This is a genomic window from Pedobacter sp. N36a, assembly GCF_014472395.1.
Classification (GTDB): Bacteria; Bacteroidota; Bacteroidia; order Sphingobacteriales; family Sphingobacteriaceae; genus Pedobacter.
The window spans coordinates 357,916-370,308 of the sequence record NZ_JACSZW010000006.1 but is presented as its reverse complement, the minus strand read 5'-3'; the positions used below and the strand labels follow the sequence as shown (position 1 = coordinate 370,308).

Genomic DNA, 12,393 nt, shown 5'->3' with positions numbered 1-12,393 from the left:
AACAGATTAAATATTTTGTTTTTTCTTTTGATCCAGGATATATTCCGCAGTTCTCATAGAAAGTGCAAGAATGGTCCAGGTTGCATTTTTATCTCCTTGCTGAACAAAAGGCGCTGCATCTACCACGAATAAGTTTTTACATTCATGTGCCTGACACCATTTATTCAATGCTGATTTCTTAGGATCATCCCCCATTCTGATCGTTCCCACTTCATGGATGATCTTTCCTGGAGCCTCTAAACCGTAATTGGTTTCCGGACCAGGAATACCAGAAGTAATGATTGCGCCCATCGCATGCATCATCGACTGGAAGGTCTCCTGCATGTGTTTCGCCTGTTTCACCTCTTCATCGGCCCATTTATAGTTGAATCTTAATACAGGAATACCATATTTATCCACCACTTTAGGGTCTATCTCGCAATAGTTGGATTCTCTGGCGATAGCAGTTCCTCTACCGGCCATACCTACTGAAGCTCCGTAAAAACGTCTATAATCGTCTTTCAGTGAAGCTCCGTAACCTCCAGCTTCTTTCATTTTACCGTCTCTGCCCGGCACCATACCATTTAAGGTAGCAGTACCGCCGCCAAAGCCATAAGCTGGCATACCCATGCCACCCCAATATTCAATATGATAACCACGAGGGAAATCCAGTTTTTTATTATCTAACCACCAAGGCGAATAAATGTGTACACTACCTACACCATCTTCATTGTAACGCTTGCGGTCCATCAGCTGCGGTAAGAAACCACTTAAGCTCGCACCGGTTGAATCATGCAGGTATTTACCTACCACACCGCTTCCATTGGCCAATCCACCTGGGTGAGCCACAGATTTAGAATTCAATAGGATACGTGCAGACTCACAGGCACTCGCACCGAGAATCACCGTTTTAGCATTTACCTGATATTCCATACCATCTTTTTTATTGATGTAAGAAACACCGGTAGCCAATCCATTTTTATCCGTCAGCACTTCCCTAACCATTGCATTAGTGATTACGGTTAAATTTCCGGTTTTCACTGCTGGAATCACTAAACACGAAGAGGAAGAGAAATCACCATATACTTTACAGCTGCGTCCGCATTGTCCGCAGTAGAAACAAGGTGCACGATCTTTATTACCCGGCAAAGCCTCTGTTAAAACAGATCCCCTACCTGGAATAACCGTTACTCCGGTTTTTTCTCCTGCTTTTTTTATGAACAGCTCATTTAACCTTGGTTTTGGAGGAGCCATGAAGATTCCATCTGGTTCATTTTCGATCCCTTCTACAGAACCATAGATACCAAGAAGGCGGTCTATTCGGTCATAAAAAGGTTTTAGCTCTTCATACGTAATAGGCCAGTCGTCGGTAAGTCCATCCTTACATTTAAAATCTAAAGGCCCCATTCTCAAAGAAATTCTTCCCCAATGATTGGTTCTCCCACCAAGCATTCTAGACCTGAACCAGGCAAATTCGGTTCCAGATTTCTGCGTATACGGTTCGCCATCTAATTCCCAACCGCCATACGAGGCGTCAAAATCGCCAAAAGGTCTAGTTGTTCCTGCGCCGCGTCTTGGGGATTCCCATGGCCATTTTAACTGTTGTGCGTCGATTCTTGGGTCGAAATAAGCACCAGCTTCTAGCATTAGTACTTTTTGACCGGCATGGGCCAATACATATCCGGCCATACCTCCGCCTGCTCCCGACCCTACGATAACTACATCGTAGACCTCAGACGATTTTTTGATTTGAAATTCACTCATATATTTGGTTGAATGGTTGATGATCTAATATTATTAAAATATCACTAAATATGCAAATAGCTGAATCAAGAATGAATCTTAATAAGCTGGATCATCAATATGTAAACAAAAAAATACAAGGAAAATCAGGATCAGACCTCTGGATTCCTGCCTCTTGCCCCTTCCTTACAAGCTGAAAAACTCAGTTACTCAAAACATTTCAGTTCCAGATTTGTAATTAGACTAACGTTAAACGATAAATCAAAACCCATGAAAAACAAACATCTATTTGCGATTTTTACACTGGGGGTGATTTCCTTATCCGCCTGCCGGAACACTGAAAACATCAACGCCTCTACTACTGATTCTACCATTGCTCAGACGGTTCCGGATACGGCAACAGTCGACAGAGGTGGAGATATTTCCGCTTTTATGCAGGAGGCAGCAATTGACGCCATGATGCAGCTGGAATTAGGGAAACTGGCCGCACAGAAATCTACCAATAAACTGATCAAAAGATTTGCAGAAGTCATTGTAAAAGATCAGACTAAAACCCTAACAGACCTAAAAGCACTGGCGGCCAGCAAAAGTATGGCCTTGCCTCCTAAACTGCCAGCAGTAGATTTAAAACATATAGAAGAGCTCAAAAACATGGAGGTTGCGGCCTTTGAAAAACATTATATAGGTATGATGATTAAGGACAACGCGGCTGCAATGGACCTTTATAAAGCGGCCAGTGTAGCCGGTGACGTTAAAATCAGGAATTTTTCTACCAAAGCTTTAAGAATGTCGGAGCGTCATTTTAAACGTGCAGGCGAAATCAATGGCAATGCAGGTTATTAAGTAATCGCATCAATAAGTAACCAAATCAAGCTTATCTTAAATCCTTTCTGGGGCCTATTTTTGATGACAAGGGCCAGGGAAAGGATTTTTTTATTCTGCAATTATCTCCCGGGCTTTCATCTCTTTGTACAGCAAGTCATCTAATCCATAAATGTCGTTTCTAATTTGCAGGATATGCTGATCATCTACCCAGGCAGTAATATAAGTCAGGTAAACTGGCACTTTTGCTGGCAGTCCGATATACTTTGCTCTTGGATAAGAACGTTCCATAGCTCTTTTAATCTGGTCAAAGGTTTTTCCAGGACCAAATAAGGCCAATGCCAGTTCCATCGGTTTTTCTACCCGCACACAACCGTGGCTGATGGCTCTTCCTTTTTTCTTAAAAGCAGATCTGGCCGGCGTATCATGAAGGTAAACACTGCTATTGTTGTTGAAGATAAACTTGATTTTCCCTAGAGAATTTTGTTCTCCCGGACGCTGTTTAAAGGTGAATTGTGATATATCTGCATTTGCCCAGTCTATCCTTTCCGGGGAAGAAATCCGTTTTCCAGCTTTATATACATCGATATCATTGTTGCTGAGGTAATAAGGATCATTATTTGCATACTTAGAAATCTCCTTTCTGGCAATACTGGCAGGGATGTTCCATATTGGATTGACCTGAACACTGTAAATCATGCTATTTAGTTGAGGGGTTTCTTTAGTACCTGTATCTGTATCTGTACGCCCCTCTCCCACGCAGACTTTCATTTCCAATGTGGACCTTCCTTTTTCTATGACATTCAAGGTAAAATCAGGAATATTGACCCATACATATTTCTGGGCATCAGGCTGATTCTTCCAGCGCAGACGTTCCATATTTAATTTAATCGTCATTGCAGCATCCTCCTTATTTCTATTTATCGTCCCCTTCCCTGTTTTCAAAGCCTTTTGCAAAGCAAGGTAAGCTGCAGATGAGGGCTGTATACTGTCTAAGAAAGCCAAAAGATCTGGAGTGTCAAATACTGTCATTATTTTTGAACGGTCTGGTGCCTGTGTGGTGATGAAGTAGTTTTTATCAAGGCTATCGGGACGGATCATCCCATATTGCATCGCCTCGCTATATTTGAGCAAGGCCGAAGCCATCAGCATTTCCAGTTTCAGTTGTTCCCGATATTTCAAAGCTGGTGATCCCAGCTCTTGCTGCTTCATCTCCCTAACCAAAGGTCCAATCGCATTCAGGTAGAAATAATTAGTATCCAAGCCATGAAGCACAGATTTCCGCAGATATTCTACTATTTCTAAAGGGGCCTTACCGGGCTGAGTGATCAGGAAAGGTTTATAAAGATGATGATGATAGATACTGTCCAGCCATTGGGGATGATCAGTCAGCTGGCGATTGGCTTCTAATAGTTGCTTAAAAACCCTGGCGGAATCGTTTCGGAGTTTCAAACTTTCCTGCTGCAACCTATTTTCCTGCTGCAACCGGCTTTTCTGAAGCTCAGAATTCACAATTCCCTGTTGATCCTGACCGTATTTTTCTACCATAGTGGATCCATTAGGACGTTTTATTGCGCATGCAGACAAAAAACCTATTCCCAGGAATAATAAAAAAAGTCTTACCCTCCCCTCAATATCTAACACAATACGCTTTAACATAGATAGATGTAAATATTTAACACCAGATCATTTCTATTGTTTCCAATCTTTAGTAAAAAAGATAAAAAAATTAGAAGTATGTTATTTTGCTGATGGATTTATATAATTTCTGGCAATTTCTGAAAGGTACAAATCGGTTCTTTTTTCGTCCTGAAGGCATTCTTCGATTAATATTTTAACTTTCTGGTGGTCCATTTCAGTAGCTAAAGACATCAGGTTTCCATAGGAAGCAATTTTATAGTGCTGAATGATCTGAACCAAACCTATCAGCGCAACATCCCTTAATGGCGATCCGGTCTCCATATCTCTGATCATTGCAGATGCTTTCTCTGTTAAACACCCCACAATTTCACATTTACCCTTACTACCGTCCCGATTGAACCGCACTAAAATGGCCTTTAAATGCCCAAGGTGCTTTTCTGTAATATTGATATTGAATACGAGGACCTCTTTCAATACTTCATGCCCGGCTGCAATCCCTAATGCAGCGAAACATTTCATAAATTTTCTTTCTGCATCATAAATATCCTCCAGCCCATCAAGGAAGAAATCTTCCAAACCAATTCTGTTTCCAAACTCTTTCATGACCATTTAAATTTCGTCAATTTTTCAACCAAAGACAAGTAAAGCACTGAATTTAAAACATATACTAACAAACCACATACTCAGAAAAACCGATTATTTAATCGATTGTTTTTATGAGCAGGAACATTAATATTCAGATTATGGCTAAATATTCAAAAAAAGCAAGTAAAAAGGTCAAAAAGTGAATATAGATTTTTACTTATATTGAGGTAGATTCAGACCAGATGTCTGAATAATAACAACCTACCTATGTTTACTGAAACTCTGCTCCTGGTGCTGACACTGCTTTTTGCCGTGTTTATGCTAACTATGCTTGCGCAAAAGCTTAAAATCTCTTATCCTATATTCTTGGTGATTGCCGGCTTGGGAATCAGTTTTATTCCAGGAATCCCAAAAATTGAGATCGAACCAGAACTGGTTTTTCTTATTTTTCTGCCTCCCTTACTTTACGAATCTGCCTGGTATACTTCCTGGAATGATTTCTGGAAATGGCGAATACCTATAGCCATGCTGGCATTTGGTCTCGTATTTTTCACTTCAATTATTATCGCTTTTGTCTCCACAGCCATGATTCCGGGTTTTACTCTAGCCATGGGTTTTCTATTGGGCGGCATCATCTCTCCTCCTGATGCTGTTGCCGCAAACTCTGTTTTAAAACACATCAAAATACCAAAAAGGCTGACTACCGTTCTGGAAGGTGAAAGTTTATGGGCGCGGAACATTTCCATTTTTCAGGAGTCATGGCGGTGGTTGCCGGCGGACTATTTCTTTCTTACCGCTCCCATGAAATCCTGTCCCACAGCGCTTCCCGAATTCAGGCGATCAGTGTTTGGGCTACGTTAGCTTACGTTTTAAATGGATTGGTGTTTATCCTCATCGGACTGGAGCTACCGGTCATCATGAAAAATCTGGAAAATTATTCCATTACACAAGCCATAAATTATGGCTTGATCATCAGCATCACCATCATTATTATTCGCCTATTGTACACCCTGCTCATTACGTATATCCCCGCCTGGTTAGGAAAAACGAAACGGGCGGATCCTGTGAATCCATTATGGAAAGGTGCTGTCATTGTAGGATGGGCTGGCATGAGAGGCGTGGTATCCTTAGCTTCTGCACTTTCCATTCCTTTGCTGCTGAACAATGGAGAAGCTTTTCCACACCGCAGCCTCATTCTGTTCATCACTTTTATCGTCATCCTGGTGACTTTGGTTTTTCAGGGACTGACTTTACCACTGGTCATTAAATGGATTGGAATCAAAGATATTGAAGACTTTCCGCCAGAGGGCGAACAGGAAGCCGGAATTCGTTTAAGACTGATGCAGGCTGCTTTAAAGAGATTAAAGGAGAAGTTCAGCCCTGATATGAAAGAAAATGAACTGATTAGATTTTTAAAGAAACAGCTGGAAAGCGACATTTCCATCACCAATCAGCAATTGGAATCGCTGGAATGTGACACCACTGAAATAGAAGAAATTACGCGTTACCATGCTGTGCTGATGGATATTTATAGTGTACAGCGCAAGGAATTATATCAGCTGCGGAAGGAGAAAACATTTAGCGATGAACAGATTCGCAAACAGGAGAACCAGCTGGATTTAGATGAAGCAAAAATCTTGTAGTTATTTTTAATTCATTCAGACCGAATAAATTTTAGTATCAATCAAACAAAATGACCATTTTTCGGTCTGTAATGTAAATTGCCCTTTTTTATGAAATGGATTCTTGTTCTTGAAATTGCTTATGTGCTCTTCATCATTGCCGTTTGCCTTCGCATCATCTATGATACCAGATCGGTCAGCAAAACACTCGCTTACCTGCTCCTGGCCGTTTTCTTACCCGTTATTGGTGTAATCATCTACTTTTCTTTTGGCATCAATTACCGGGTCAGGAAGATCTACAATAAGAAGATCATCTCTGATGAAATCCAGCTGCAAAAGGTGACCTCCAGAATCATGAAGAGTTCAGAAAAAACCATTGAAGAAATGAATCCTTCATTTCAAAAGTTTAAAAAATTGGCTCAGCTCCTCTTAAATAGCAATACAAGCGGCTTAACCGGGAACAATGAAGTGAAACTGCTGATCAATGGAGAGCAGAAATTTCCGGAAGTATTACAAGCCTTAAGAGAAGCCAAACACCATATCCATTTAGAATATTACATTTTTGAAGATGAAAAAATTGGCAATGAGATCAAAGATATCTTAATTGAAAAAGCATTGTCGGGCGTGCAGGTTCGCTTTATCTATGATGATTTTGGCAGCCGGTCGATACGGAAAAAGTTAGTTCCAGCGCTTAAAAAAGCCGGCGTTCATGCTTTTCCTTTTTACAAAGTGATCTTTATTGCCCTGGCCAACCGCCTCAATTACCGGAACCACAGAAAGATCATCATCATCGACGGAAACATCGCATTTACCGGAGGGATCAATATCAGCGACCGCTACATCAATGATCCAAAGTATAATGACAAATTATTCTGGAGAGATACCCATTTAAAAATTAAGGGAACCGGCGTACACTACCTGCAGCATCTTTTCATCTCCGACTGGAACTTTTGTGCCGGAGAAGATTTAGAAATAGAGCCTGATTTTTTCAATCTCCAGGAAAATCCAGAGGGTAAAGTAGATTTGCAAATTGCCGCCAGTGGTCCTGATTCTGACCATCCAACGATATTATTGAACCTAATTCAGGCCATTGGAATGGCCGATCAGGAGATTTTAATCACCAGTCCTTATTTCATTCCTGGGATCAGCTTACTGGATGCACTTTATGTGGCCGCCTTAAGTGGGGTTAAGATTAAACTGCTTGTCCCTTTCCAATCAGATTCTATTTGGGTGTCCGCCGCAGCAAGATCTTATTACCAGGAATTACTGGATGTTGGGGTAGAAATTTATCAATATCAAAAGGGCTTTATCCATGCAAAAACCATGGTGATCGATGAAAAGCTTTCTTTTATTGGCACCGCAAATATGGATGAACGCAGCTTTGAACTTAACTTTGAAGTAAATACAGTGGTGTATGACGATGGAATTGCAAAGCAGCTGAAAGCCGTTTTTGAAGAGGATCTCGAGGTTTCAAAACTCATTGATCCGAGCGTCTGGACCGCCAGATCTGCCTGGGTACAGCTGCCCGAAAAAATAGCCCGCCTGCTCTCTCCGCTCTTGTAGCGCAGCATCAGCTTTGAAATGATCCAGAGCTACCGCCATTACAATTAAAAATCAATATCCCAAATCCCTGCAGCTTGCTCCAATTCCAGCAATGCGATGGCATTTCCATAAAGTATTTCCAGGTAACTTTGCTGAACCTCATTGAAAGTCCGCTGGGCAATTAATACCTCTACGAAACTGCTTCCCCCTCGTTTGTAACTATAGATACGACCGTCAAGCACCTTTTGTGCATCATTCAGCATACCTGAGGTATATTGCAGCACCTGTTTCCGACTGCTCATATATTGATGATAAGCCTGACTAACTTCGGTCTGGATCTGCATTTCAACCTGCTGATATTTCAGCACTGCCTGCTGTACTTTATAATCCGCACTGCGTAATGCCCCTTTGTTCTGGTTAGAAAATTTCAAGGGAATACTCATTCCAAATGAGATGGTACCAGAAGGAAGGCCAGGATCTTTCAAATTCGGAGCTACAGTATTTGCCGTCGCATTTAATGATAAACCCAAATCAGGCGTTCTGAGCGACTTTGCTAAACGAAATGAGTATTGGGATTGATTGATCTCCTGCGCTGCCACCAGCGCATCAGAACGCCGTTGCTGAGCCTCCAGAATCAGTGCAGGCAATTGGAATTCTCTTTCAAACTTCAAAAAGTCTCCTGCAGGCTGGAAAGGCAAGGCTTCCTTTTTCGCTCCCGCCAACTGCTCGAGCTGTATCAGGCTTGCCTTCCAATCCGCTTCCTGCTGGTAAACCTCGTTCAATTGAGAGCTGGCTTCCAGGCGAGACTGCCGAACATCCAAACCTGGAATGGCCCCAGATTTTAACCGGAGACTATCTGCCCTGCTCAGCTGTTTCATCATTTGATAACCATTAGTTTTGACCTGCAATAAGCGATATTCCTTCATTGCTTTCAGATAGGCCACAGTGGCTTCCATCCTTAGCTGCCTGAAATAATCGTTCGCCGACAGCTCCGAAAGCCTCCGTTCTCCATTGGCCAGCTTAACTCTTGCTTTACGCTTTCCAGCAAGTTCCAGCTGATAACTAATACCTGAAATGAGTTCAAAGCCCTTTCTTAGTCCCCCTTCCCGCTGGTCACCAGCACTAAGATTAAATTCCGGATCAGGAAACACCTTTGCACTCAGTGCATCCGCAGTGGCAATACTCACATTGAATTGTGCCGCCGCATAGCCAATATTTTGCTGGCTTACCATTTTCAAAAAGGCTGGATAAGTGATTTCATGCGGGTTAAAAGTAGTATCTACCTGGGCATGGGCATTTCCAGCAAAGCCTGAAAAAACAGAAATGAACAGCAATACCACAAGACGCTTAGCCCCGGTTTTACTCCGCTGAGTCCGGCTTTCCGCTTTACGTTCCAGGAGATAATACAAGGCCGGGACTGCAAACAGGTTAATTCCAGTAGAGAAAAGCAAACCATAAACAATCACTGTGGCTAAAGGACGCTGCACATCAGAGCCAATTCCTGTAGCAAGAGAAGCAGGCAAGAGTCCAAGTATGGCTACTGTAGCAGTCATCAGAATCGGTCTGAATCGATGCCTTGCCCCTTCCATTACGGCAATTTCAAGGGCCAAACTTTTTTCACGAAGTTGATTGATATGCGTCATCATGAGTACGCCATTCTGTATGGCCAGGCCAAACAGGGCAATAAAACCCACTGCTGAAGAAACATTCAGCGTCATCCCCCTAACATTCAAGGCTAGCATACCGCCAAATAGCGCCAATGGCACCATTCCCAAAATCAATGCAGCCTGATGAAACTTGCCAAAGGCAGCATACAGCAGCAGAAACATCAAGGCTAGTGCCAGGGGTACAATAACGGCCAGCCTGGAATAAGCGCGGCTTTGGTTTTCAAACTGTCCGCCCCATTCCATCCTGAATTTACTTTCATCGTACTTCAATTGTTTATCAATTTTAGCACGGGCATCCTTCAATAAAGTCCCTAAATCTACGTTCCGCACATTCAATTTTACGGTCAGGTGCCGTTGATTTTCTTCTCTTGTAATCGTACTTTCCCCAGTATTCAACTTCACCTCTGCAACTTGAGAAAGTGGGATTTTGGCACCCTGAGCATTACTGAGCATCAGGTTTCCAATCTTCTCCGGACTATCCCTGCTGTCGGCTTTATAACGGCAAACCACTTCAAATACACGGTCGCCAATAAATACCTCAGAAATTGCTTTTCCACCTATAGCAACTTCTATCAGTGTACTCACTTCTGCAGTATTTAATCCAAATTGGGCCATCTTTTCCCGATCAGCAATGATCTGCAGCTGTGGCAGCGCAGGTTCCTGGTCTATGGCCACATCCACGGCCCCATTTACGCTTTTCAAAATCCGCATCACATCTTCTGCAATCCTTCTGCTTTCTTTAAAATCCGATCCATAAATTTTGACAACCAATTCACTATGTGCACCGGAAATTTTATCCATTACACCGTCAATCATCGGCTGTGCAAAACCAACGGTATAGCCCGGCATGGCTTTGTAGGTTTTGGACAATTCAGCAATCAAATCCTCCTTTGTTTTTCCAGCTGGCCATTGGCTGTAGGGCTGTAAACCAATAGAACATTCAAAATGTGAAGCGGTAAAAGGATCCGTACCATCGTCATTTCTTCCCGCCTGAACCATCATATAACTTACCTCAGGATGCTGCATTGTCCGATTTCTAAGCGTGTCACTCCTCTCTCTCGCCTTGTCCAGCGTAACTCCCGGAGGAAGCTGAACCTGCAGCCATATAGAACCCTCATCTAAAACTGGAAGAAAATCCTTACCTACAGTAACACTTAAAGCGATTCCGGCACATAAAACCAGGAACAAAGGCAAGAAAACGCGTCTTGGAGACATCATGATCCGATTGAGGATCCGCTCATACTGATTAGTCAATTTCTCCAGCCATTTATTCTGATATAGCTTTTGTGGCTTACGATAAGTCAGGTAGGCTAGTCCTGGAATTAAGACCAGCGCAACCGCCAAGGCTGCGAGCAAAGCATAAGCAATGGTGAAAGCCATAGGCGTAAATAGTTTCTTTTCTACCCGCTCAAAAGCAAACAAAGGCAGGTAAGCAGTAATGATGATCAGGGTTGAAAAAATGATCGGCTTTGCCACTTTCATTGCTCTTTTAGCGATTGATTTTTCTTTTAGTGCTGCTTCCGGATCGGACTCTCTTTTTTTCAAAATTGTTTCCATCATCACAATGGCGCCATCTACCAGAATCCCAAAATCGATCGCACCCAGCGACAATAAATTGGCGGGAATATCAGTGAGCTTCATCAGAATAAAAGCGATCAACAGGGAAATGGGAATGGTAATGGCCACCAATAAAGCAGCCCTCCAGCTGCCAAGAAATACAATCAAAACGACTATCACCAATACCATCCCCTCGATCAAGGTATGTGAAACGGTCTTTAAAGTGGTATTCACCAAATCTGTACGGTCTAGAAAAGGATGGATCACTACTCCTTCCGGCAAAAGGCCATTATTGAGCTCCTCCACTGCTTTATGTACTCCTTTGAGCACTTCAGAGGGGTTTTCTCCTTTTAAAAGCAACACTATCCCTTCCAGGCTTTCACTGTAATTTCTGCTGCGATCGGTATAACCCAGGATCCCTTTGCGCTCTAAGTTTCCGTATTTTAAATCGCCGAGATCACTCACCAGGACAGGTACGCCCTTTTCCGTTTTAATCACAATCCTGCCCATATCTTCCAGGTGCTGAATCAGGCCGATCCCGCGCACGACATACCCCTGCTCACCTACATTTAAGGTACTTCCACCTGCATTTGCATTGTTTTTTTGAATCGCTTCTTCGACGTCCAGGGTACTCAAATGATACTGATCCAGCTTCGCAGGATCAAGTTCCACCTGGTATTGCGTGGTAATTCCGCCAAAATTAGTCACATCTGCCACACCGGAAACCTGTTTCAACCTGGGTATAATGACCCAGTTCTGCAAATCGGTCAGCTTCCGCAGATCCTCCTGCTTACCCTCGATGATATATCGGTAGATTTCACCGGTTGGGGAAGTCAGGGGATCCAATCCAGGTATAGCTCCGTAAGGCAAAGACAGCTCTTTTAAACGTTCTTCGATGCGGTTTCTTGCAAAATAATCATTGGTCCCATCTTTAAAAACAATGGTCACCATAGAAAGACCAAAGGTGCTTTTACTCCGCATCACCTCCATGCCCGGCATCCCATTTAAAGCCCGTTCTACGGGGATAGTGATCTGCTGTTCCACTTCTTCTGCTGCAAGACCAGGCACCTGTGTCACCACTTGAGAGGTCACATCTGCAATGTCAGGATAGGCTTCCAGCGCCAATTTTGTCCAGGAATAATAACCAAGCAAGCTCAGCATCATAAAAAGCGCCAGCATCAGCCAGTGTTTTTGTATAGAAATCAGTAGCATATTTTTCATAAAGTATCTTTTTA

Annotated in this window: 8 protein-coding genes; 4 read left to right on the top strand and 4 right to left on the bottom strand. The window is 42.7% G+C overall.

What is annotated here, in order from left to right:
- Positions 1-6: 6 nt before the first annotated feature.
- Positions 7-1,743, bottom strand: a complete 1,737-nt coding sequence (locus tag H9X96_RS14465) for a GMC family oxidoreductase (RefSeq protein WP_187666972.1) — start codon at positions 1,741-1,743, stop codon at positions 7-9.
- Positions 1,744-1,992: 249 nt separating this feature from the next.
- Between H9X96_RS14465 and H9X96_RS14460 the strand changes: the two genes are divergently transcribed.
- The gene (locus tag H9X96_RS14460) at positions 1,993-2,565 is read left to right on the top strand and encodes a DUF4142 domain-containing protein (RefSeq protein WP_187666971.1); all 573 of its coding nucleotides are present in this window, start codon (positions 1,993-1,995) and stop codon (positions 2,563-2,565) included.
- 90 nt (positions 2,566-2,655) lie between these two features.
- Here H9X96_RS14460 and H9X96_RS14455 read toward each other — a convergent pair whose 3' ends face one another.
- Together H9X96_RS14455 and H9X96_RS14450 are read right to left on the bottom strand one after the other, a co-directional pair.
- Positions 2,656-4,092 carry a L,D-transpeptidase family protein gene (locus H9X96_RS14455; RefSeq protein WP_187666970.1) on the bottom strand — a complete coding sequence of 479 codons (1,437 nt, stop codon included), beginning with the start codon at positions 4,090-4,092 and terminating at the stop codon, positions 2,656-2,658.
- 192 nt (positions 4,093-4,284) lie between these two features.
- Positions 4,285-4,788 carry a DUF892 family protein gene (locus H9X96_RS14450; RefSeq protein WP_187666969.1) on the bottom strand — a complete coding sequence of 168 codons (504 nt, stop codon included), beginning with the start codon at positions 4,786-4,788 and terminating at the stop codon, positions 4,285-4,287.
- Positions 4,789-5,037: 249 nt separating this feature from the next.
- Here H9X96_RS14450 and H9X96_RS23110 point away from each other — a divergent pair, with 249 nt between their 5' ends.
- The 3 genes from H9X96_RS23110 to cls all read left to right on the top strand — a co-directional run bounded on the left by H9X96_RS23110 (position 5,038) and on the right by cls (position 7,955).
- The gene (locus H9X96_RS23110; protein WP_370576740.1) at positions 5,038-5,631 is read left to right on the top strand and encodes a cation:proton antiporter; all 594 of its coding nucleotides are present in this window, start codon (positions 5,038-5,040) and stop codon (positions 5,629-5,631) included.
- Positions 5,529-6,413: a hypothetical protein gene (locus H9X96_RS23105; RefSeq protein WP_370576739.1), complete on the top strand. Its 885-nt coding sequence runs from the start codon at positions 5,529-5,531 to the stop codon at positions 6,411-6,413. The genes H9X96_RS23110 and H9X96_RS23105 overlap by 103 nt, the downstream gene beginning before the upstream one ends.
- A gap of 90 nt (positions 6,414-6,503) precedes the next feature.
- A complete protein-coding gene (cls, locus tag H9X96_RS14440; RefSeq protein ID WP_187666968.1) occupies positions 6,504-7,955 on the top strand; it encodes a cardiolipin synthase in 1,452 nt (483 codons plus the stop codon).
- Between the two features lie 44 nt (positions 7,956-7,999).
- On the opposite strand, the gene H9X96_RS14435 is transcribed toward cls, so the two are convergent.
- On the bottom strand, positions 8,000-12,379 hold the full coding sequence (locus tag H9X96_RS14435; RefSeq protein ID WP_187666967.1) for a CusA/CzcA family heavy metal efflux RND transporter: 4,380 nt from the start codon (positions 12,377-12,379) through the stop codon (positions 8,000-8,002).
- Positions 12,380-12,393: the final 14 nt, after the last annotated feature.

Bases quoted from the DNA above. Each gene is read 5' to 3' on its own strand.
- H9X96_RS14465 (WP_187666972.1), bottom strand. From the start codon at position 1,743: ATGAGTGAATTTCAAATCAAAAAATCGTCTGAGGTCTACGATGTAGTT.
- H9X96_RS14460 (WP_187666971.1), top strand. From the start codon at position 1,993: ATGAAAAACAAACATCTATTTGCGATTTTTACACTGGGGGTGATTTCC.
- H9X96_RS14455 (WP_187666970.1), bottom strand. From the start codon at position 4,092: ATGGTAGAAAAATACGGTCAGGATCAACAGGGAATTGTGAATTCTGAG.
- H9X96_RS14450 (WP_187666969.1), bottom strand. From the start codon at position 4,788: ATGAAAGAGTTTGGAAACAGAATTGGTTTGGAAGATTTCTTCCTTGAT.
- H9X96_RS23110 (WP_370576740.1), top strand. From the start codon at position 5,038: ATGTTTACTGAAACTCTGCTCCTGGTGCTGACACTGCTTTTTGCCGTG.
- H9X96_RS23105 (WP_370576739.1), top strand. From the start codon at position 5,529: ATGGCGGTGGTTGCCGGCGGACTATTTCTTTCTTACCGCTCCCATGAA.
- cls (WP_187666968.1), top strand. From the start codon at position 6,504: ATGAAATGGATTCTTGTTCTTGAAATTGCTTATGTGCTCTTCATCATT.
- H9X96_RS14435 (WP_187666967.1), bottom strand. From the start codon at position 12,379: ATGAAAAATATGCTACTGATTTCTATACAAAAACACTGGCTGATGCTG.